Consider the following 19,603-nt stretch of genomic DNA (forward strand, 5'->3'; position numbering starts at 1 on the left):
CGTTCGGCCAGGCTCGCCCGCCGGCGAGAACCGGCACGACGACAGGAGTAAAGAATGATCCAGCAGGAGTCGCGGCTCAAGGTCGCCGACAACACGGGTGCGAAGGAGATCCTCTGCATCCGTGTGCTCGGTGGCTCGGGCCGACGCTACGCCGGCATCGGCGACGTCATCGTCGCCACCGTCAAGGACGCGATCCCTGGCGGCAACGTGAAGAAGGGCGACATCGTCAAGGCGGTCATCGTCCGCACCCGCAAGGAGCGCCGCCGCCCCGACGGCAGCTACATCCGCTTCGACGAGAACGCGGCCGTCATCCTCAAGGCCGACGGCGACCCGCGGGGCACCCGCATCTTCGGCCCGGTCGGCCGCGAGCTGCGCGACAAGAAGTACATGCGAATCATTTCCCTGGCGCCGGAGGTGCTGTGATGGCGAAGATCAAGAAGGGCGACCTGGTGGTCGTCATCGCCGGTCGTGACAAGGGCAAGCAGGGCCGTGTGCTCAAGGTCGACGTCGCGAAGGACCGCCTGATCGTCGAGGGTGTCCAGCGCGTCACCCGGCACACCAAGGTCGGCCAGTCCTCCTCCGGCGGCACCAGCGGCGGCATCGAGACGATCGAGGCCCCGATCCACGTGAGCAACGTGATGCTGGTGGACCCGGAGACCAAGAAGGGCACCCGCGTGGGGTACCGCACCGAGCAGGTGGAGCGCGACGGACGGACCCGCGACGTGCGGGTCCGCGTGGCCAAGCGCTCCGGTAAGGACGTCTGACATGACCGAGACCACCACCGTCGTCCCCCCGCGCCTCAAGGAGCAGTACCGCTCCGAGGTCAAGGCGGGGCTCCTCGAGGAGTTCGGGTACGAGAACGTCAGCCAGATTCCGGGCCTCGTCAAGGTCGTCGTGAACATGGGTGTCGGTGACGCGGCACGCGACTCCAAGCTCATCGAGGGTGCGGTCCGCGACCTCACCCTCATCACCGGTCAGAAGCCCCAGGTGACGAAGGCGCGGCGCTCGATCGCGCAGTTCAAGCTGCGCGAGGGCATGCCGATCGGCGCGCACGTCACGCTGCGCGGCGACCGCATGTGGGAGTTCCTCGACCGCCTGCTGTCCATCGCGCTGCCGCGTATCCGCGACTTCCGGGGCCTGAGCCCCAAGCAGTTCGACCGGAACGGCAACTACACCTTCGGTCTCAACGAGCAGTCGATGTTCCACGAGATCGACCAGGACGCCATCGACCGGGTCCGCGGCATGGACATCACCGTGGTCACGTCCGCCATCAACGACGACCAGGGGCGCTCGCTGCTCAAGCGCCTCGGCTTCCCCTTCAAGGAGGACTGATCCCGTGGCCAAGACCGCTCTCAAGCAGAAGGCCGCCCGCACCCCGAAGTTCAAGGTGCGTGCCTACACCCGGTGCCAGCGCTGCGGACGTCCGCACTCCGTGTACCGCAAGTTCGGCCTGTGCCGCGTCTGCCTGCGCGAGATGGCCCTTGCCGGCCAGCTCCCCGGCGTCACCAAGTCCAGCTGGTAATTCACTGACGTCGCAGGTCCGAGACGGAAACCGCGACGAGGAAGGGCTGCTGCCCACCATGACGATGACCGATCCCATCGCAGACATGCTCACGCGTCTGCGCAACGCCAACTCGGCCTACCACGAGTCGGTGTCCATGCCCTATTCGAAGCTCAAGGCCGCGATCGCCGAGATCCTGCAGGCCGAGGGCTACATCGCCGGGTCGACGGTCGAGGACGCCGAGGTCGGCAAGACCCTCGTGCTCGCCCTGAAGTTCGGCCCCAACCGTGAGCGCTCGCTCGCGGGCGTCCGGCGCGTGTCCAAGCCCGGGCTCCGCGTCTACGCGAAGTCCACGAACCTGCCGCGCGTGCTGGGCGGCCTCGGTGTGGCGATCCTGTCCACCTCCTCCGGTCTGCTGACGGACCGCGAGGCCGGCGACAAGGGCGTGGGCGGGGAAGTCCTCGCCTACGTCTGGTGATCGGGAAGGAAGAGACAGTATGAGCCGCATCGGAAAGTACCCGGTCGCCGTGCCCACGGGCGTGGACGTCACCATCGACGGAGCCGCCGTGTCCGTCAAGGGCCCCAAGGGCGCCCTGTCGCACACGGTCAAGGAGCCCATCACCGTCGCCCGCGACGACGACGGCGCGATCGTCGTCTCGCGTCCGGACGACGAGCGCGAGTCGCGCTCGCTGCACGGCCTGACCCGCACGCTGATCTCCAACATGGTGACCGGCGTGACCGACGGATACACCAAGGGCCTCGAGATCGTCGGCACGGGCTTCCGTGTCGTCGCCAAGGGCTCGGACCTCGAGTTCGCCCTCGGGTTCTCGCACCCCGTGGTCGTGTCCCCGCCGGAGGGCATCACGTTCACCGTCGAGTCGCCCACCAAGATCAAGGTCTCGGGCATCGACAAGCAGCTCGTCGGCGAGACCGCCGCGAACATCCGCAAGATCCGCCGCCCCGAGCCGTACAAGGGCAAGGGCGTGCGGTACGAGGGCGAGCAGGTCCGCCGCAAGGTCGGAAAGGCTGGTAAGTAACGATGGCGATCACGATCAAGGGCAAGGGGCGTCGGGTCGCCCGCTCCCGTCGCCACCTGCGCGTGCGCAAGCGCGTGCAGGGCACGGCCACCCGTCCGCGCCTCGTCGTCACCCGCAGCTCGCGCCACATGGTCGCGCAGCTGGTGGACGACACGGCCGGTGTCACGCTGGCCTCGGCGTCCACGCTCGAGGCCGACCTGCGCTCCGCCGAGACGGAGAAGGTCGAGAAGGCCAGGACGGTCGGCCGTCTCGTGGCCGAGCGTGCCAGGGCCAAGGGCGTCACGGCCGCGGTCTTCGACCGCGGCGGCAACCAGTACCACGGCCGCGTGGCCGCCGTCGCCGACGGTGCCCGCGACGCCGGCCTGGAACTCTGACCCCGAGTAGAGAGCTCAAGGAGAGACATATGGCTGCACAGCAGCGAGACCGAAGCTCCGGCTCGGCCACGACGGGCGGTTCCACGGAGGGCCGTGAGGACCGCCGCGGTCGCGGCGACCGCCGGGGTGGGCGCGACAACCGTCGCGAGGAGAAGAGCCAGTACATCGAGCGCGTGGTGACCATCAACCGCGTGTCGAAGGTCGTCAAGGGCGGCCGCCGGTTCAGCTTCACCGCGCTCGTCGTGGTGGGCGACGGCGACGGCACCGTGGGCGTCGGCTACGGCAAGGCCAAGGAGGTGCCCGCGGCGATCGCCAAGGGGACCGAGGAGGCCAAGAAGAACTTCTTCAAGGTGCCGCGCGTCCGCAACACGATCCCGCACACCGTGCAGGGCGAGGACGCCGCGGGCGTCGTCTTCCTGCGACCGGCCGCCCCCGGTACCGGGGTCATCGCCGGCGGTCCCGTCCGCGCCGTCCTCGACTGCGCCGGGATCCACGACATCCTCAGCAAGTCGCTGGGCTCGTCCAACGCCATCAACATCGTGCACGCCACGGTGCAGGCGCTGAAGAACCTCGAGCAGCCCGAGTCCGTGGCGGCCCGCCGTGGGCTTCCGCTCGAGCGCGTCGCCCCGGCGGCGATGCTCCGGGCGCGCGCCGAGGGCGAGTCCAAGGACCGCGAGGCCAGGGACGCCGATGCGGCCAAGGCCGAGAACGACGCGGCCGTGGCGGGGGTGTCGGCCTGATGACCCAGCTCAAGGTGACCCAGACGAAGTCCACCATCGGTGGCAAGCAGTCCCAGAAGGACACGCTGCGGAGCCTCGGCCTGCGCAGGATCGGCCACACGGTCGTGCGCGAGGACCGACCGGAGGTCCGCGGGATGATCAGCACGGTGGCGCACCTCGTCGCCGTCGAGGAGGTCGACTGACCATGTCGGAGGAGACGACGGGCGCCTCGCGTCCGATCAAGGTCCACCACCTGCGCCCGGCACCCGGCGCCAGGACCGCACGCACGCGAGTCGGTCGTGGTGAGAGCGGAAAGGGCGGCAAGACCGCCGGCCGCGGTACCAAGGGCACGGGCGCGCGCTACCAGGTGCCCGCCGGTTTCGAGGGCGGGCAGACGCCGCTGCACATGCGGCTGCCCAAGATGCGGGGCTTCAAGAACCCGTTCCGCGTCGAGTACCAGGTCGTCAACCTGGACGCGCTGGGCGAGCAGTTCCCCGAGGGCGGCACGGTCGGCGTCGAGGAGCTCGTGGCCAAGGGCCTGGTGCGCAAGGGCCACCCGGTCAAGGTGCTCGGCGACGGCGAGCTGTCGGTCGCCCTCACGCTGAGCGTCGACAAGGCCTCGGCGTCCGCGCGCCAGAAGATCGAGGCTGCGGGCGGTACGGTCACGACCGCGTGACCACCACCCGCGCGTAGCCGAAGGGCGGTCCGGCTCAGCCGGGCCGCCCTTCCGCCGTCCGTGGCCCGCCGTGCGACCGGGCCCGACGACGCGATCCGGGCAGCGGCGGGACCTACGTCACGTCCGCCCGCCGCGCAGCCCTCCGACCCTTGCCGGACCGGCAGGTAGGGTGACCCAGGCGCCGCGTGCGCCGAGGACCGTGCGCCCCTCGCGCAACCGGTCGACGATCATGATCAGGAGACGAACTAGGTGCTGAGCGCATTCCTCCAGGCGTTCCGGACTCCGGACCTACGGCGCAAGCTGCTGTTCACGCTGGGGATCATCGCGATCTACCGGATCGGTGCGTTCGTGCCGGCCGTCGGCGTGAGCTATCCGAACGTGCAGCAGTGTCTCGGTGCGACGCAGCAGAACGACCTCATGGGCATGATCAACCTCTTCTCCGGAGGGGCCCTGCTGCAGCTGTCGGTCTTCGCGCTCGGCGTCATGCCGTACATCACCGCCAGCATCATCACGCAGCTCATGCGCGTGGTGATCCCGCGGTTCGAGGAGCTCCACAAGGAGGGCTCGTCGGGACAGGCGAAGCTCACCCAGTACACGCGCTACCTCACGGTCGGCCTCGCGGTCCTGCAGTCCGCCGTCATCGTCACCGTCGCCAACAACGGCCTGTTCCCCGGCTGCCCCGTCGACCCGATCCCGGACACCTCGCCGGTCTCCCTGCTCGTCACCGTCATCTCGCTGACCGCGGGCACGGTCCTCATCATGTGGTTCGGCGAGCTGATCACGGAGCGCGGCGTCGGCAACGGCATGTCGCTGCTCATCTTCGTCTCGATCGCCGCGTCGTTCCCGTCGGCCATGCTCACGGTGGGCCGCGGCGACGGCGGCGCCGGTCGCTTCGCCCTCATCGTCGGCCTGCTGCTCGTCATCACCCTCGTCATCGTGTTCGTCGAGCAGAGCCAGCGACGCATCCCCGTGCAGTACGCCAAGCGGATGGTGGGGCGCCGGACCTACGGCGGCTCGTCCACCTACATCCCGCTGAAGATCAACATGGCCAACGTCATCCCGGTCATCTTCGCGTCCTCGATCCTCATGCTGCCGACGATGGCCTCGCAGTTCGGCGACCCGAACGAGGGCTGGGTCCAGTGGGTGATGGTCAACTTCTCCCCGCAGAGCGCCGGCTACATGATCCTCATGGCCGCGATGATCCTGTTCTTCGCGTTCTTCTACACGTCGATCACGTTCAACCCCGACGAGATCTCGGACAACATGAAGCGTGCGGGTGGCTTCATCCCGGGCATCCGCGCCGGTCGTCCGACGGCGGAGTACCTGCGCTACGTCACCACTCGCATCACGACCGTCGGCGCCATCTACCTCACGATCGTCGCACTCATCCCGACCATCGCGCTCGCCGCCATGAACGTCACCCAGCTGCCGTTCGGCGGGACCTCGATCATCATCGTGGTCGGCGTCGGCCTGCAGACCGTCAAGGAGATCAACTCCCAGCTCCAGCAGCACCACTACGAAGGGTTCCTGCGATGACCTCACGACTCGTCCTCCTCGGCCCGCCCGGAGCGGGAAAGGGCACCCAGGCCGGTCGGATCTCGGACGCGCTCGGCGTCCCGGCGATCTCGACGGGCGACATCTTCCGGCAGAACGTGGCCCAGAAGACCGAGCTCGGGCGTCGCGCCCAGCGGTACATGGACGCGGGGGAGTACGTCCCCGACGAGGTGACCAACGCGATGGTCCGCGACAGGCTCGCGGAGGAGGACGCGGCGGCCGGCTTCCTGCTCGACGGCTACCCCCGCACCGCGGACCAGGTCGCCGAGCTCGACGACATGCTGAGCGCCGACGGCTCGGGCCTCGATGTGGTCGTCGAGCTCACCGCCGAGACCGACGAGGTCGTGGGCCGCCTCCTGCAGCGCGCGAAGGAGCAGGGGCGCGCGGACGACACGGAGGTCGTCATCCGCCGCCGGCTCGAGGTGTACGCCGAGCAGACGGCGCCCCTGGCCCGGCTCTACGCCGACCGTGGTCTGCTCGTGCAGGTCGACGGCATGGGGGACATCGAGAGCGTGACCGAGCGGCTCCTGGCCGCGCTGCCCCCGGCCGGCTGAGGGGCGTCGGGTGCGCGGGAAGATCGAGTACAAGACCGACGACGAGATCCGGTCGATGCGGACCCCCGGCCTGGTCGTGGCGGCGATCCACGAGGCCGTCCGCGGGGCCGTCTCGCCGGGCGTCACGCCCGTGGACCTCGACGACGTCGCCGCACGGGTCCTGCACGAGCACGGGGCGAGGTCGAACTTCCTGGGCTACCACGGTTTTCCCCGCCACATCTGCGTGTCCGTCAACGACCGGGTGGTGCACGGGATCCCCGACGACCGACCGCTCGCCCCGGGTGACGTCGTCTCCGTCGACGCCGGCGCCGTCGTCGACGGCTGGCACGCCGACGCCGCGTTCACGACGACGGTGGGAGAGCCGGTCGAGCGCGACGCCCACCTCGTGGAGGCCACGCGGCGGGCGATGTGGGCCGGCGTGGCGGCGATCGCACGTGGTGGTCATGTCACCGACGTCGGGCACGCGGTCCGGGACGAGGTCGAGGGGTACGACGCCGAGCACGCCACGTCCCACGACGTGGTCCAGGACTACATCGGCCACGGCATCGGCACTGCCATGCACATGGCCCCCGACGTCGTCAACCACCGGGTCCGCGCCCCGCGCTACCCGGTCCGACCGGGCCTCGTGGTCTGCGTCGAGCCGCTCCTGACGGTGGGCGCGCAGGACAACACGATCCTCGACGACGACTGGACCGTCGTCACCCTCGACGGCTCGCGGGCCGCGCACTGGGAGCACACGGTGGCAGTCCACTCGCGTGGGGCATGGGTGCTCACGGCACCGGACGGCGGGCGCTCCGAGCTGGCCGCGCGCGGGATCGACGTCGTCCCGCTGGGCGCGTAGCAGCTCCTCACGGCGCGACGCCGCCGCACGCGCGGTGCAGATCGTGTGACGACTTCGGTCACTCCTTCCCATCGGGTTGCCTGCAGCGCTACGGTGTCGCTACCTCACCCCCGGGAGGTACTGGTATGCGAGGCCGCATCGTCGTGCAGATCAACGCGTCGCACGCACGCGCAGCGGGATCTCCCGTGATCCCTGGTGCGTTCCGTCCACTGTCAGGAGCCGGCCGATGAGCGGCATACCCCGTGTATCCGTCGGATACCGGATGCCGCCCGTGGCGGCGGCACTGCTCGACCCGCTGCCCGCGCTCACGCTCGTCCACGCCCCCCGCGGCTGGGGCAAGACCTCGCTCATGGCCTCGCGGCTGTCCGGGGCCGGTGGGCACACGGGCCCCGTCCACTGGGTGTCGCTCGGCGAGCGGGCGATCACCGGGGCGGACGTGGAGAGCTACCTCGCCCAGCTGGCCGAGGTGGCGACCGACCCCACCGAGCGACCCACCCTCGTGCTCGACAGCCTGAGCGAGCTGGAGCCCGACGCGGTCACCGTCCTGCTCGAGACGGCCGAGGCCTGGGACGGTCCGAACCTCGTGCTCATGAGCCGGGACTCCCGTCCGCTGGTCACGCTCGCGCCGCTCGCCCCCGACTCGGTGATCATCACCGGCCAGCACCTGCGGATCGACGCCGACCGCACGGTCGAGATCGGCCGGCGCATGGGGGTGGAGCTCTCCACCGAACGCGCGCAGCGGATGGTCGACGACTTCGCCGGCTGGCCCGGACTCGTGCGTGGGGCCCTGTTCGGGGAGGTGACCGGGGGCGCGGGTGCCGCGAGCTACGACGTGCTCACCCGGTTGTCGACCCACGTGATGTCCGACTTCTCCGCGATGACCTCCGGCGGGTACGCAGGGCTCATGCTTCCCGAGCGGATCACCGACTGGGTGGCGGACGAGCTATTCGGCGGCATGGACGCGACCTCGGTCGTGCGCCGGGTCGAGGGCCTGGGTGTCGTCCGCCCCGCCGGTGACGCGTTCGTGTTCGCCGCGGGCATCCGGCGCATCGGGCTGCGCGCGTTCCGGGAGGAGCACCCCGACCATCTGAGGTCGGTCGCGCAGCGGCTCCTCGTGCGGGCGCGCCAGGAGGGGGACGTCCGGGAGGTGGTGCTCCTGGCGGCGGAGGCGGGCGACTGGCAGGCCGTGCGGACGGTCGTGCACGACGAGTGGGAGCTCCTCGTCCGTGACCATCCGGACGCGCTGCACGCGGTCGCGACGCGCGCGCCGGACTCGCAGGTGGCCGACGACCCGCGGCTGCTCGCGGCGCGCGAGCTCCTCGGCGCCGACGGCCCGCCGTCGTGGATGACCGAGTTCATGGCTGCCCGCATCCCGGCGAGCGCGCCCTCGTCGTCGATGGGTCCGCTGCCCGCGGCGGGTGCCCGCGGCATCGACGTGCTCGACTGGCGCAAGACCCTGGCCCTCCTGGCCGTGTCGCGGATGCGTGCCGCGGACGGCGTCACGGCCACCATCGCGGCCCACCAGGCCCTGAAGTTCCGACCCGGCGCCGACGCCGGGACCCCGTCGTGGGCCTCGGACCGGGCCGTGGCGGCCGGACTGTCCCTCGCGCTGACGCTCGTGGGGAACACCGCGGACGCGCTCGCATGGGTGGAGCGCATCGAGCAGACCCCGGGCGCCGGGTCGGCGTCCGGCGAGGACCGGGAACAGGGCGCCGGGCCGGACCCGGACGACCGGACGGCCGAGTCGGTGCTCGTCGCCGGCTGGCTCGCCCGGATCGCCGACGAGCTCGACCGGCTCGGCCCGGTGGCCAGGAGACCGGCGGACGGCGAGGAGGACGTGACTCTCGCCCTGAGGCGGCTGCTCGACTCGACCTCGGACGCCGGGCTCCAGGGCGGGATCGTCCTCGTCCTCACCGGCATCGCGCTCCTGCGGGGGGAGGCGGGCCCGATGCTCGCCGAGGTCGAGCAGCGCGCCGTCGTCGCCCGGTCGGCCACGCAGATCCCGGTGGCGCGCATCCTCATGCACGCCTGCGCCGCCGACCTGTGCCTGGCGCTCGGTCACACCACGGCGGCAGGGTCCTGGATCGACTCCGCGCACACGAGCGCGTACGCCTCGGTCCTCACGGAGCCGGTCACGACGCGGCTGCTGCTCGCCCGCGGGGACGTGGCCGAGGTGCTGCGCCGCACCGAGACGATCGACGAGTCGGTGGCCCCCCGGTACGCCCTCGAGCTCTGGCTCGGCCGTGCCGCCGCGGCGAAGCGCTCGGGACTGATCTACGTCCTGTCCGAGGCGGTCCGCGAGGCCGCGGCGCTCGCCGTCGAGCACCGTATCGTCCGCCCGTTCCTCCAGCTGCCGGCCGACGTCGCCCACGACATCGTCGAGCTGGCCGCGCCCGCCCTCGGTGACCTCGACGTCCCGCTGCTCCACGAGCACCGGGGCGTGTTCCCGGCCCCGGAGGACAAGGTGCGGCTGACGGCTCGCGAGCTCGAGGTCCTCACCGAGCTCGCCAAGGGGGCCACCGTGCCAGGGATCGCCCGCACGTACGTCGTCGCGCCGTCGACCATCCGCACCCACACGTCGGCCCTGTACCGCAAGCTCGGGGTGACGACCCGGGCCGCCGCGATCGAGCGTGCGACCCGGCTCGGGCTCCTGTAGGACGTGACCCGGTTCGGGCTCCTGTAGGACGTGACCCGGATCGGGCTCCTGTAGGACGTGACCCGGATCGGGCTCCTGCAGGAGGAGCTGGGCCGCCGCGATCGAGCGTGCGACCCGGCTCGGGCTCCTGCACGCCTGCAGGTGGGGCCTCGGTGCCCTGCCCGCTGCCGGCCCGGGTGCTCACGGCACGGTGCCTCTGGACACCGCCCGGACCCCACCTGGACGCAGGGTGGACGCTTCTCGAGGCCGAGCGCGCACGTGTCGGCGCTCGTCCTACTGCGCAGGCGTGGTCGGAACGGATTGGATCCGGGTACGGGCCCGGACCAGGGCCACGATCGGGCGGTCCGCGCGCGAGGGACGCGTCCCCCGGGCGCCTCACGGCGCGGCGCATCCGATCGAGCTGGTCACGGGCCCCGGCCGGGCCACGCCCGGCCGGCGCACAGCTGCGGATGCGGGGAAGGGAAGGGCCCGGCAACCGTGCGCGGACGTCAGGGGCGGGCACGGCGGGGGCCGGGTCCGGCCGCGACGTCCAGGGGGTGGGGGCGCGCACGCGCCCTCACCCCCGTGCGGGGGACCGGGGCGGCGCGCCCGTCGGGCCCATCTCGCCCCACCCGAGCTCGGCACGTGCGCTGGCTCACCGAGACGCCCGGTTCCGCGACGAGGCGCCATGGCGTAAAGTGGCCCGCTGGGCATGGCTGTGTCTCGGCACGGCTGAGCGACCGCACGGCGCGGTCGGAGCACCACCCACGACGTGAGCGGAGAGCATGGCGAAGAAGGACGGGGTCATCGAGATCGAGGGCAGTGTCGTCGAGGCACTCCCGAACGCGATGTTCCGGGTTGAGCTGAGCAACGGGCACAAGGTGCTGGCTCACATCTCGGGCAAGATGCGTCAGCACTACATCCGGATCCTTCCCGAGGACCGGGTCGTGGTCGAGCTCAGCCCGTACGACCTCACCCGCGGCCGCATCGTCTACCGCTACAAGTAACCCATCCACATCTCGAGCGTCGACGCCGCCCGAGCCCGTCCCGGGCCGGCGGGCGAGCGACGATGAAGGACACACCACCATGAAGGTCAAGCCCAGCGTCAAGAAGATCTGCGACAACTGCAAGGTGATCCGTCGCCACGGTCGCGTCATGGTCATCTGCGACAACCTTCGCCACAAGCAGCGCCAGGGCTGAACCCCTGGAAGTCGACCGGGCGACCCGGTCGGCGACATTCCGACAGCACGCGCGGCGCGCGTGCCACCCCTGGTCCGGAGGCCGGGGCCCGCACAAGGCGGGAGGTCGGGGTGATCGGACCTCCGGACCGGATCGAGGAGACCCGAGTTGGCACGTCTTTCCGGCGTCGATCTTCCCCGCGAGAAGCGGCTCGAAGTGGCGCTCACCTACATCTACGGCGTCGGCCGCACCCGTGCGGCCAAGACCCTCGAGGCGACCGGCATCAGCCCGGACCTGCGGGTCAAGGACATGACCGACGCCGACCTCGTCGCACTGCGCGACCACATCGAGGGCAACTATCAGATCGAGGGTGACCTGCGGCGCGAGATCGCCGCCGACATCCGTCGCAAGGTCGAGATCGGGAGCTACCAGGGCATCCGCCACCGTCGCGGTCTTCCCGTCCGCGGTCAGCGCACCAAGACGAACGCGCGCACCCGCAAGGGCCCGAAGAAGACCGTGGCCGGCAAGAAGAAGACCAAGTAGCCACATCCGCCGGCGCCCGCCACGCGGTGTGAGCGCCGCACCGATCAACCCACACCCTCGCGAGAACGGACAGACCCCATGCCTCCCAAGGCTCGTACCTCGACGGCCGCCCGCCGTCCGCGTCGCAAGGAGCGGAAGAACGTCTCCGCCGGCAACGCCTTCATCAAGTCGACGTTCAACAACACGATCGTCTCCATCACGGACCCGTCCGGTGCGGTCATCGCCTGGGCCTCGTCCGGCCAGGTCGGCTTCAAGGGCTCCCGCAAGTCCACGCCGTTCGCGGCGCAGCTCGCGGCCGAGGCGGCCGCCCGCCGCGCCCAGGAGCACGGCATGAAGAAGGTCGACGTCTTCGTCAAGGGCCCCGGCTCGGGCCGCGAGACCGCGATCCGTTCGCTGACGGCGACCGGCCTCGAGGTCGGCTCGATCCAGGACGTGACGCCGCAGGCCCACAACGGCTGCCGGCCGCCCAAGCGACGCCGGGTCTGAGACCTCCCGCCCCGGCCCCGTCGGCACCCGCGCACCGCGCGTGGCGCCCGTCGGGACCGGGGTCGCCCCGCCCACGGGCGGGCCCCTGCACGACCCGCGCGGACGGACAGAGTCCGCGCGGCCTGCGAGGCGTCATATAGCGGATGCCCGCCGAAAGGAATGATCGACCGTGCTCATCGCACAGCGCCCCGTTCTCACCGAAGAGGTCGTCGACGACCAGCGTTCGCGCTTCGTCATCGAGCCGCTCGAGCCGGGCTTCGGCTACACGCTCGGCAACTCGATGCGCCGCACGCTCCTGTCCTCCATCCCCGGTGCAGCCGTCACCTCGATCCGCATCGACGGCGTGCTGCACGAGTTCTCCACCGTGCCCGGGGTCAAGGAGGACGTCTCCGAGATCATCCTCAACATCAAGAACCTCGTCGTCTCCTCCGAGAACGACGAGCCCGTCGTCATGTACCTGCGCAAGCAGGGCTCCGGCTCGGTGACGGCCGAGGACATCACGCCGCCCGCCGGCGTCGAGGTCCACAACCCCGACCTGCACATCGCCACGCTCAACGCGAAGGGCAAGCTCGAGATCGAGCTGACGGTCGAGCGCGGCCGTGGCTACGTCTCCGCCCAGCAGAACAAGTCGGTCGACGCCGAGATCGGTCGCATCCCGGTGGACTCGATCTACTCGCCCGTCCTCAAGGTCAGCTACAAGGTCGAGGCCACCCGTGTCGAGCAGCGCACGGACTTCGACAAGCTCGTCGTCGACGTCGAGACGAAGAGCGCGATCACCCCCCGTGACGCGCTGGCCTCGGCCGGCAAGACGCTCGTCGAGCTCTTCGGGCTCGCGCGCGAGCTCAACGTCGAGGCCGAGGGCATCGAGATCGGTCCGTCGGCGATGGACACCGAGCTGGCCCAGGACCTGGCCCTCCCGATCGAGGAGCTCGGCCTGCTCTCCCGCTCGTACAACTGCCTCAAGCGTGAGGGCATCCACTCCGTCGGCGAGCTCGTCGCCCGCTCGGAGGCGGACCTCCTCGACATCCGCAACTTCGGTGCGAAGTCGATCGACGAGATCAAGGAGAAGCTGCAGACGCTCGGCCTCGGTCTCAAGGACAGCCCGGCGGGCTTCGACCTGGCCCAGCACCGCGGCACCGAGGTGGACGACGACTTCGGGGACATCCGGTTCTCCGCCGAGAACCCCGCCTGATCCCACCACCTATCGCGCACCGTATTCACCCAAGGAGTCATCATGCCCAAGCCCGCCAAGGGTCCGCGTCTGGGTGGTAGCCCGTCGCACGAGCGCCACATGCTCAACAACCTCGCGCAGTCCCTGTTCGAGCACGGCAGCATCACCACCACGGTCGTGCGCGCCAAGCGCGTCCAGCCGCTCGCCGAGCGCCTCGTCCAGTTCGCCAAGCGCGGCGACCTGGCCTCGCGCCGGCGGGTGCTGCGTCACCTCTCGGACAAGAACGTCGTCCACGGCCTGTTCGCCGAGACCGCCCCGAAGATGGCGGAGCGCAACGGCGGCTACACGCGCATCACGAAGGTCGGCAACCGCAAGGGCGACAACGCCCCCATGGCCGTGATCGAGCTCGTCCTCGAGCCCGTCTCGCCGAAGCAGGCCGTCGTCAAGGAGGCCACCAAGGCCACGCAGCGCAGCGCGCCGGCGGCCGAGGCCCCCACCTCCGCCGAGCCGATCGCCGAGGACGCGGGCGCCACCGCCGACGTCGAGGACGTCGAGACCGAGGCGCCCGCCGCGGACGAGGCGACCGAGGCACCCGCCGCGGACGAGGCACCCGCCGCGGACGAGGCACCCGCCGCGGACGAGGCGGACGCGTCGAGCGACGCCGCCGAGGAGGCCGGCGCGGACGAGGCCGACAAGGCCTGACGCCGGGCACGTAGCAACGCCGGAGGGCGGACCACCACGGGTGGTCCGCCCTCCGGCGTTCGTGCGTCGGCACGCCGGTGGATCAACGCGTCGGCGGTGCGTCCGTGGACCGGGCCGGTGGGGGAGCGGCGGACCACCGGCAGGGCGTCCCACCGTTCGGGACGCCGACGGCCGCGGTGCCGTCGCACCGCGGCCGTCGTCCGTCCCCGCGTGGACGGGACCCCCTCAGGAACCGTCGTCGCCGGACGGAGGCGCCCCGGGCTCGCACGCTTCCGGGACGCCGTCCGCTCGTGGCCCCCTGGCCGCGAGCGGGGTCAGTCCCCGGAGTCGGCGCTCGGCGCCGAGGCGCCGGAGTCCGCGCTGGGCGCCGAGGCCGGGGAGTCCGCCGACCAGCCCGAGTCGGCCGAGACGGGCGCCTGGCGGGGTGCAGGGGCCGGTGCAGGGGCCGGGGCGGGTGCAGGGGCCGGAGCCGCGGGTGCCTGCTGACGCGGCGCGGGTGCCGGGGAGGGCGCCGACGGGGCGGAGGCGGGCGACGGGCCGGACGCGGGCGACGGCGCCGATGCTGCGCTCGCCGCCGAGACCGCGGACGCCTGGCTCGGGGCGCTCACCGCTGTCCGGGTGCTGTAGGCGGAGTCGGGGAGGGCGAACCGCCCGGGTCCGACCAGTTCCACCCGTGGTGCCGACGGGGCCGAGTCGATGGACGCGGCCGAGTCCGTCGACGCGGCCGAGGCCGGCGACGGTCCGGAGACGGTCTGGCGCTGGGTCGTCGTGCGGTCGGCGGGGTGGTCGTCCCGGTCGTCCGCGACGGCGAGCGATCCGCCCGCGATGATGGCGACGGCCGACAGGGTGCCGGTGGTGATCCACAGCTTCTTGCTCATGGTCTCTCTCTCCTTGGTACGCCATCCGGGGGGATGGGGACTTCCTCGATGACCACACCGTGCCGGGCGCAGAGGTGAAGGCCGGGAGAGCGACGTGAAGGTCCCCTCATCACCGCGTGCGGGCCGGACTACCCTGCACGGGTGCGAGACGACGGGACCGGCGCCGAGCCCGCGGACGCCGTGCGGGACGCTCCGGGTGCCGGCGTGGACGCTTCGCGGGCCGTCGGGGCCGTCGGGGCCGTTGGGGCCGTCGGGGCCGCCGGGGCCGCCTGGCGGCACGCCGCGGAGACCCTGCGCGTCCGGCTCGACCTCGCCTACGACGGCACCGCCTTCTCCGGCTGGGCCGCGCAGCCCGCCCTGCGCACCGTCGAGGGTGAGCTCACCGCGGCTCTGACGACCGTCCTGCGCGTGCCCGGGCTGCGTCTCACCGTCGCCGGCCGCACCGACGCAGGCGTGCACGCGCACCACCAGGTCGCGCACGTCGACGTGCCGGCGGAGGCATGGGCGGCGGTGCCGGGCCGGACGGACCGGGACCCCGCGGACGCGCTCCGCACGCGGCTCGCGGGGGTGCTCGCGCGCTCGGCGAGCGGCCCGCGAGGGGCGAGCGACGTCGTCGTGCACGGCGTGCGCCCCGCCCCGCCGGGCTTCGACGCGCGCTTCTCGGCCACCTGGCGGCGCTACGCCTACCGGGTGAGCGACAGCGTCGCCACGCGGGACCCCGTGCGCCGTGGCGCCGTCCTGTGGCACCCGCGCGCCCTCGACGGCGCAGCGATGGGACGGGCGGCCGCCGGCCTCGTCGGCGAGCACGACTTCCTGTCGTTCTGCCGGCCCCGGGAGGGGGCGACGACGATCCGCACCCTCGAGTCACTCGCCGTGGAGCGGGCGGACGCCGGCCCGGACGCCGGGCTCGTCGTCCTCACCGTGCGCGCCGACGCCTTCTGCCACTCGATGGTCCGATCGCTCGCCGGCGCCCTGCTGGCCGTGGGCGAGGGGAGGCGGCCGGTGACCTGGCCGGCGGAGGCGCTCGCGCTGCGGAGCCGGACCGCCGGCGTCGACGTCGCGCCCGCCCACGGGCTCACGCTCGAGGGGGTCGGCTACCCCGCGGACGAGCTCCTCTCCGAGCGGGCCCGGGCCGCGCGACGCGTCCGCACGCTCGACGAGGACGAGGCGTCGCCCTGACGGGGTCCGACCGCACCGTCGGTGGGCACGGGCCGCACGCACGACACCGACGGCACGCCGTCCTGAGCGCGCCGTGGCCACCGTCACGAGCGCGATCGACGGCGGGACCTCCCGCGACCCGGCCGCGTGGGCTACCCTGGGGAGTCGTCGTACGTCCCTCGTGCGCCCGGTGCCTCCCACTCGCCGGAGTCGCGCCGAGGATGACCACGGCACGAAGCAACCGACCATTGGTGGTGGCGCCCACGAGCGCCGCACCCGTTCGTCAAGAACGCCGACAGTAGTAGTGAGGCATACGCCCGTGCGCACGTACACACCCAAGCCCGGCGACGTCACGCGGCAGTGGCACGTCATCGACGCCACCGACGTGGTCCTGGGCCGCCTGGCCAGCCAGGTCGCCACCCTGCTCCGTGGGAAGCACAAGCCGACCTTCGCCCCGCACGTCGACGGCGGCGACTTCGTCGTCGTGGTCAACGCGGACAAGGTCGCCCTGACCGGCGCCAAGCTGGCGGACAAGAAGACCTACACCCACTCCGGGTTCCCGGGCGGGCTCAAGTCGACGACGTACGTGGAGATGCTGGCCAAGCACCCGACGCGCGCCGTCGAGCGCGCCGTGCGCGGGATGCTGCCGAGGACGACCCTGGGTCGTCAGCAGCTCGACAAGCTCAAGATCTACGCGGGCCCCGAGCACCCGCACGCGGCCCAGCAGCCGCAGCCGTTCGTCATTGACCAGGTCGCTCAGCAGCCCGCCAAGGCCTGAGCCCACCACCGAGACCCACGAGGAGAACCGTGGCCGAGCCCACCACCGAGTTCGACGTCGACGCAGACGACGCGCCCGCCACCTACACGTCAGAGAGCGAGTCGGCCCCCGAGGGTGCCGGCGCCTCGATCACCGCCCCCGGTCAGGCCCTGGGCCGCCGCAAGGAGGCCGTCGCCCGCGTCCGGCTCGTCCCCGGCACCGGTGAGTGGACGATCAACGGCCGCACGCTCGAGGAGTACTTCCCGAACAAGCTGCACCAGCAGCTCGCGCGCTCGCCGTTCACGCTGCTCGACCTCGACGGCCGGTTCGACGTCGTCGCCCGCATCGCCGGCGGCGGCGTGTCCGGCCAGGCCGGCGCGCTGCGCCTCGGCGTCGCCCGGGCGCTCAACGTCATCGACCGCGACGCGAACCGTGCCGAGCTGAAGAAGGCCGGCTTCCTCACCCGCGACGCCCGCGCCATCGAGCGCAAGAAGGCGGGTCTGAAGAAGGCCCGCAAGGCGCCGCAGTACTCCAAGCGCTGATCGCCTCGTCGACGGCCCCGTCCCGGCAAGGGACGGGGCCGTCGTCACATCCGCGCGGGCGCGCCAGTGCGCAGCGCCCCGGCCTGGCAGGCTGGGTGCGGACCGAGATCGAGGAAGGGAACCGGATGGCACGCCTGTTCGGCACGGACGGGGTTCGCGGGCTCGCGAACCGGGACATCACCGCGAGCCTGGCGCTCGAGCTCGGCGTCGCCGCCGCACGCGAGCTGGTCGCGTCGGGGGCCGCGCACGGCACCGGCGACCGGCCCCGGGCGATCGTGGGCCGGGACACGCGCGTGTCCGGCGAGATGCTGTCGGCCGCGATGTGCGCGGGCCTCGCCTCGGCGGGTGTCGACGTCGACGACGTGGGTGTGCTGCCCACCCCGGGGATCGCCCACCTCACCGCGACCTCCGACGTCGATCTCGGCGTCGTCATCTCCGCCTCGCACAACGCGATGCCCGACAACGGCATCAAGTTCTTCGCCCGCGGCGGCTTCAAGCTCGACGACGCCGTCGAGGACCGCCTCGAGGCCCTCCTGGGCACCGACTTCGTCGCGCCCGTCGGCGACGGCCTGGGCCGGCTCGGCTCCGGCGCCGTCACGGCCGGCTCCACCTACGTCGAGCACCTCGTCGGCGCGATCTCCGGCACGCCCCTGGCCGGCCTGCGCGTCGCCGTGGACTGCGCGAACGGCGCCGCCTCCGACATCGCTCCGGCGGCCCTGCGCGAGGCGGGGGCCGACGTCGTCGTGCTCAACGCCTCCCCGGACGGGTACAACATCAACGACGCCTGCGGGTCGACCCACCCCGAGCAGCTCCAGGCCGTGACGGTGGCCGCGGGCGCCGCGTTCGGCGTCGCGTTCGACGGCGACGCCGACCGGTGCCTCGCCGTCGACGCCACCGGCACGCTCGTGGACGGCGACCAGATCATGGGGATCCTCGCGACCGACCTGCACGAGCGGGGCGAGCTCGCGCACGACACGCTCGTCGTCACCGTGATGTCCAACCTGGGGCTCCTGCAGGCCATGGACCGCGCGGGCATCGCGACGGTGCAGACCGGCGTGGGCGACCGCTACGTGCTCGAGGCCATGCGCGCCGGCGGCTTCGTCCTCGGCGGCGAGCAGTCCGGTCACGTCATCGCCGCGTCGCACGCCTCGACCGGCGACGGCGTGCTCACCGCGCTGCTCCTGGCCGCGCGCGTCGTCCAGACGGGCCGCACGCTCGCCGACCTCGCCGCCGTCGTCCCGCGCCTGCCGCAGGTGCTGCTCAACGTCAAGGGCGTCGACCGGGCCGCAGCGGCCACCGACGAGGGCCTGGCCGCGGCCGTCGCCGCCTCCGAGGGGCGCCTCGGCGGCGGGGGCCGCGTCCTCCTGCGCCCGTCCGGCACCGAGCCGGTCGTGCGCGTCATGGTGGAGGCCGGCACCGAGGACGAGGCGCGCCGGGAGGCGGAGGCGCTCGCCGCCGTCGTCGCCGACCGGCTCGCGCTGCCCGCCTGACCGCCATGGGCGAGGTGCTCGAGCTCGTCGACGCCGTCCAGACGTGGATGGTCGACCTCGCGTCCTCGCCGTGGGTGCTGCTCATCGTCCTGGTGGGCTGCATCGTCGACGGCTTCTTCCCGGCGGCACCCAGCGAGAGCGTCGTCATCTCGGCCGCGGCACTCACGGCCGCGGGGGAGGGACCGCACATCTACTTCCTCTGGCCCGTCGCCGCGGCCGGGGCGTTCATCGGCGACAAGATCGCGTACTGGATCGGTAGCAAGATCCCGCTCGCGCGCATCCCGGTGCTCAACGGCACGCAGGGGAGGCGGGCGGTAGCCGGCGCACGGCGCGCGCTGGGACGCCGGGGGGCCTCTCTCATCCTCGCCGCGCGCTTCCTCCCGTTCGGCCGGGTGGCCGTCAACATGACGGCCGGAGCGGTGGACTACCCGCGCACGAGGTTCACCGTGCTGGCCGGCATCGCCGCGGTCGTGTGGGCGACCTACACGGTCGGCCTGGGTTTCGGGGCCGGGGCGGCACTCAAGGACCACCCGCTCCTCGGCGTGGTCGTCGGCGTCGTCGGCGGGGTCCTGCTCGGCCTGGCGCTCGAGCGGCTCCTCGGCTGGGCGCAGGGACGGTTCCTGCCCGACCTGGGGATCCCCGAGGACGAGGGCGACGCCGACGATCTGCCCGCGGGGGCCGGTACCGACGGGGACGCAGCCACCGGCGACGACGCGGCCGCCTGCGACGACGCGTCCGCGGGCGACGACGCGTCCGCGGGCGATGACGCGTCCGCCGACGATCAGGGCCGGGTGGCGTAGCGCCGG

General features: G+C 72.3%; 26 protein-coding genes. 25 read left to right on the forward strand and 1 reads right to left on the reverse strand.

All coding sequences use genetic code 11. The features are described 5' to 3' along the window. The first annotated feature begins 54 nt into the window (after window positions 1-54). From rplN to rplQ, 20 genes are all read left to right on the forward strand, one after another. On the forward strand, window positions 55-423 hold the full coding sequence (gene rplN, locus AC24HA_RS06150) for a 50S ribosomal protein L14 (protein WP_425708327.1): 369 nt from the start codon (window positions 55-57) through the stop codon (window positions 421-423). Next, a complete protein-coding gene (gene rplX, locus AC24HA_RS06155) occupies window positions 423-764 on the forward strand; it encodes a 50S ribosomal protein L24 (RefSeq protein WP_425708326.1) in 342 nt (113 codons plus the stop codon). The genes rplN and rplX overlap by 1 nt, the downstream gene beginning before the upstream one ends. A gap of 1 nt (window position 765) precedes the next feature. Continuing rightward, window positions 766-1,332, forward strand: coding sequence for a 50S ribosomal protein L5 (gene rplE, locus AC24HA_RS06160; protein WP_425708325.1), 567 nt, complete (start codon window positions 766-768; stop codon window positions 1,330-1,332). Window positions 1,333-1,336: 4 nt separating this feature from the next. Continuing rightward, complete coding sequence (locus tag AC24HA_RS06165) at window positions 1,337-1,522, forward strand: type Z 30S ribosomal protein S14 (RefSeq protein WP_425708324.1); 186 nt, start codon at window positions 1,337-1,339, stop codon at window positions 1,520-1,522. A gap of 58 nt (window positions 1,523-1,580) precedes the next feature. Then, the gene (gene rpsH / locus AC24HA_RS06170; protein WP_425708323.1) at window positions 1,581-1,979 is read left to right on the forward strand and encodes a 30S ribosomal protein S8; all 399 of its coding nucleotides are present in this window, start codon (window positions 1,581-1,583) and stop codon (window positions 1,977-1,979) included. A 19-nt stretch (window positions 1,980-1,998) separates the two neighbouring features. After that, on the forward strand, window positions 1,999-2,538 hold the full coding sequence (gene rplF, locus AC24HA_RS06175; protein ID WP_425708322.1) for a 50S ribosomal protein L6: 540 nt from the start codon (window positions 1,999-2,001) through the stop codon (window positions 2,536-2,538). A gap of 2 nt (window positions 2,539-2,540) precedes the next feature. Next, window positions 2,541-2,912, forward strand: coding sequence for a 50S ribosomal protein L18 (gene rplR, locus AC24HA_RS06180; protein WP_425708321.1), 372 nt, complete (start codon window positions 2,541-2,543; stop codon window positions 2,910-2,912). A 29-nt stretch (window positions 2,913-2,941) separates the two neighbouring features. After that, a complete protein-coding gene (gene rpsE, locus AC24HA_RS06185) occupies window positions 2,942-3,652 on the forward strand; it encodes a 30S ribosomal protein S5 (RefSeq protein ID WP_425708320.1) in 711 nt (236 codons plus the stop codon). Further along, window positions 3,652-3,834 (forward strand): 50S ribosomal protein L30, encoded by a 183-nt coding sequence (gene rpmD, locus AC24HA_RS06190; RefSeq protein ID WP_425708319.1) that lies wholly within the window; start codon window positions 3,652-3,654, stop codon window positions 3,832-3,834. Before rpsE ends, rpmD begins: the two co-directional genes overlap by 1 nt. Before the next feature lie 2 nt (window positions 3,835-3,836). Further along, window positions 3,837-4,307, forward strand: coding sequence for a 50S ribosomal protein L15 (gene rplO / locus AC24HA_RS06195; protein ID WP_425708318.1), 471 nt, complete (start codon window positions 3,837-3,839; stop codon window positions 4,305-4,307). Window positions 4,308-4,556: 249 nt separating this feature from the next. Then, a complete protein-coding gene (gene secY / locus AC24HA_RS06200) occupies window positions 4,557-5,843 on the forward strand; it encodes a preprotein translocase subunit SecY (RefSeq protein WP_425708317.1) in 1,287 nt (428 codons plus the stop codon). Continuing rightward, window positions 5,840-6,415 (forward strand): adenylate kinase, encoded by a 576-nt coding sequence (locus tag AC24HA_RS06205; protein WP_425708316.1) that lies wholly within the window; start codon window positions 5,840-5,842, stop codon window positions 6,413-6,415. The genes secY and AC24HA_RS06205 overlap by 4 nt, the downstream gene beginning before the upstream one ends. Before the next feature lie 10 nt (window positions 6,416-6,425). Then, window positions 6,426-7,256: a type I methionyl aminopeptidase gene (gene map / locus AC24HA_RS06210; RefSeq protein WP_425708315.1), complete on the forward strand. Its 831-nt coding sequence runs from the start codon at window positions 6,426-6,428 to the stop codon at window positions 7,254-7,256. A gap of 226 nt (window positions 7,257-7,482) precedes the next feature. Next, window positions 7,483-9,912, forward strand: a complete 2,430-nt coding sequence (locus tag AC24HA_RS06215) for a helix-turn-helix transcriptional regulator (RefSeq protein WP_425708314.1) — start codon at window positions 7,483-7,485, stop codon at window positions 9,910-9,912. Between the two features lie 764 nt (window positions 9,913-10,676). Beyond that, window positions 10,677-10,898, forward strand: a complete 222-nt coding sequence (gene infA, locus AC24HA_RS06220) for a translation initiation factor IF-1 (protein ID WP_043501486.1) — start codon at window positions 10,677-10,679, stop codon at window positions 10,896-10,898. 79 nt (window positions 10,899-10,977) lie between these two features. Then, on the forward strand, window positions 10,978-11,091 hold the full coding sequence (rpmJ, locus tag AC24HA_RS06225) for a 50S ribosomal protein L36 (RefSeq protein ID WP_100421663.1): 114 nt from the start codon (window positions 10,978-10,980) through the stop codon (window positions 11,089-11,091). A gap of 147 nt (window positions 11,092-11,238) precedes the next feature. Next, a complete protein-coding gene (gene rpsM, locus AC24HA_RS06230; RefSeq protein ID WP_425708313.1) occupies window positions 11,239-11,613 on the forward strand; it encodes a 30S ribosomal protein S13 in 375 nt (124 codons plus the stop codon). Between the two features lie 78 nt (window positions 11,614-11,691). After that, window positions 11,692-12,099: a 30S ribosomal protein S11 gene (gene rpsK, locus AC24HA_RS06235; protein WP_425708312.1), complete on the forward strand. Its 408-nt coding sequence runs from the start codon at window positions 11,692-11,694 to the stop codon at window positions 12,097-12,099. A gap of 169 nt (window positions 12,100-12,268) precedes the next feature. Beyond that, window positions 12,269-13,291 carry a DNA-directed RNA polymerase subunit alpha gene (locus tag AC24HA_RS06240; RefSeq protein ID WP_425708311.1) on the forward strand — a complete coding sequence of 341 codons (1,023 nt, stop codon included), beginning with the start codon at window positions 12,269-12,271 and terminating at the stop codon, window positions 13,289-13,291. A gap of 42 nt (window positions 13,292-13,333) precedes the next feature. After that, window positions 13,334-13,972 (forward strand): 50S ribosomal protein L17, encoded by a 639-nt coding sequence (gene rplQ, locus AC24HA_RS06245; protein WP_425708310.1) that lies wholly within the window; start codon window positions 13,334-13,336, stop codon window positions 13,970-13,972. A gap of 314 nt (window positions 13,973-14,286) precedes the next feature. Here rplQ and AC24HA_RS06250 read toward each other — a convergent pair whose 3' ends face one another. After that, window positions 14,287-14,850, reverse strand: coding sequence for a hypothetical protein (locus tag AC24HA_RS06250; RefSeq protein WP_425708309.1), 564 nt, complete (start codon window positions 14,848-14,850; stop codon window positions 14,287-14,289). 291 nt (window positions 14,851-15,141) lie between these two features. Between AC24HA_RS06250 and AC24HA_RS06255 the strand changes: the two genes are divergently transcribed. The 5 genes from AC24HA_RS06255 to AC24HA_RS06275 all read left to right on the forward strand — a co-directional run bounded on the left by AC24HA_RS06255 (window position 15,142) and on the right by AC24HA_RS06275 (window position 19,597). Further along, window positions 15,142-16,029 (forward strand): tRNA pseudouridine synthase A, encoded by an 888-nt coding sequence (locus AC24HA_RS06255; RefSeq protein WP_425708383.1) that lies wholly within the window; start codon window positions 15,142-15,144, stop codon window positions 16,027-16,029. Window positions 16,030-16,327: 298 nt separating this feature from the next. Further along, on the forward strand, window positions 16,328-16,786 hold the full coding sequence (gene rplM, locus AC24HA_RS06260; protein WP_425708308.1) for a 50S ribosomal protein L13: 459 nt from the start codon (window positions 16,328-16,330) through the stop codon (window positions 16,784-16,786). A gap of 29 nt (window positions 16,787-16,815) precedes the next feature. Beyond that, window positions 16,816-17,307 carry a 30S ribosomal protein S9 gene (rpsI, locus tag AC24HA_RS06265; RefSeq protein ID WP_425708307.1) on the forward strand — a complete coding sequence of 164 codons (492 nt, stop codon included), beginning with the start codon at window positions 16,816-16,818 and terminating at the stop codon, window positions 17,305-17,307. A 125-nt stretch (window positions 17,308-17,432) separates the two neighbouring features. Beyond that, window positions 17,433-18,797 (forward strand): phosphoglucosamine mutase, encoded by a 1,365-nt coding sequence (glmM, locus tag AC24HA_RS06270; RefSeq protein ID WP_425708306.1) that lies wholly within the window; start codon window positions 17,433-17,435, stop codon window positions 18,795-18,797. A 5-nt stretch (window positions 18,798-18,802) separates the two neighbouring features. Then, entirely contained in the window at window positions 18,803-19,597 is a 795-nt protein-coding gene (locus AC24HA_RS06275) for a DedA family protein (RefSeq protein WP_425708305.1), read from the forward strand. The last annotated feature ends 6 nt before the right edge of the window (window positions 19,598-19,603 follow it).

Source organism: Georgenia sp. Z1491 (genome assembly GCF_057652395.1).

Bases quoted from the DNA above. Each gene is read 5' to 3' on its own strand.
- rplN (WP_425708327.1), top strand. From the start codon at position 55: ATGATCCAGCAGGAGTCGCGGCTCAAGGTCGCCGACAACACGGGTGCG.
- rplX (WP_425708326.1), top strand. From the start codon at position 423: ATGGCGAAGATCAAGAAGGGCGACCTGGTGGTCGTCATCGCCGGTCGT.
- rplE (WP_425708325.1), top strand. From the start codon at position 766: ATGACCGAGACCACCACCGTCGTCCCCCCGCGCCTCAAGGAGCAGTAC.
- rpsH (WP_425708323.1), top strand. From the start codon at position 1,581: ATGACGATGACCGATCCCATCGCAGACATGCTCACGCGTCTGCGCAAC.
- rplF (WP_425708322.1), top strand. From the start codon at position 1,999: ATGAGCCGCATCGGAAAGTACCCGGTCGCCGTGCCCACGGGCGTGGAC.
- rplR (WP_425708321.1), top strand. From the start codon at position 2,541: ATGGCGATCACGATCAAGGGCAAGGGGCGTCGGGTCGCCCGCTCCCGT.
- rpsE (WP_425708320.1), top strand. From the start codon at position 2,942: ATGGCTGCACAGCAGCGAGACCGAAGCTCCGGCTCGGCCACGACGGGC.
- rpmD (WP_425708319.1), top strand. From the start codon at position 3,652: ATGACCCAGCTCAAGGTGACCCAGACGAAGTCCACCATCGGTGGCAAG.
- rplO (WP_425708318.1), top strand. From the start codon at position 3,837: ATGTCGGAGGAGACGACGGGCGCCTCGCGTCCGATCAAGGTCCACCAC.
- AC24HA_RS06205 (WP_425708316.1), top strand. From the start codon at position 5,840: ATGACCTCACGACTCGTCCTCCTCGGCCCGCCCGGAGCGGGAAAGGGC.
- AC24HA_RS06215 (WP_425708314.1), top strand. From the start codon at position 7,483: ATGAGCGGCATACCCCGTGTATCCGTCGGATACCGGATGCCGCCCGTG.
- infA (WP_043501486.1), top strand. From the start codon at position 10,677: ATGGCGAAGAAGGACGGGGTCATCGAGATCGAGGGCAGTGTCGTCGAG.
- rpmJ (WP_100421663.1), top strand. From the start codon at position 10,978: ATGAAGGTCAAGCCCAGCGTCAAGAAGATCTGCGACAACTGCAAGGTG.
- rpsK (WP_425708312.1), top strand. From the start codon at position 11,692: ATGCCTCCCAAGGCTCGTACCTCGACGGCCGCCCGCCGTCCGCGTCGC.
- rplQ (WP_425708310.1), top strand. From the start codon at position 13,334: ATGCCCAAGCCCGCCAAGGGTCCGCGTCTGGGTGGTAGCCCGTCGCAC.
- AC24HA_RS06250 (WP_425708309.1), bottom strand. From the start codon at position 14,850: ATGAGCAAGAAGCTGTGGATCACCACCGGCACCCTGTCGGCCGTCGCC.
- glmM (WP_425708306.1), top strand. From the start codon at position 17,433: ATGGCACGCCTGTTCGGCACGGACGGGGTTCGCGGGCTCGCGAACCGG.
- AC24HA_RS06275 (WP_425708305.1), top strand. From the start codon at position 18,803: ATGGGCGAGGTGCTCGAGCTCGTCGACGCCGTCCAGACGTGGATGGTC.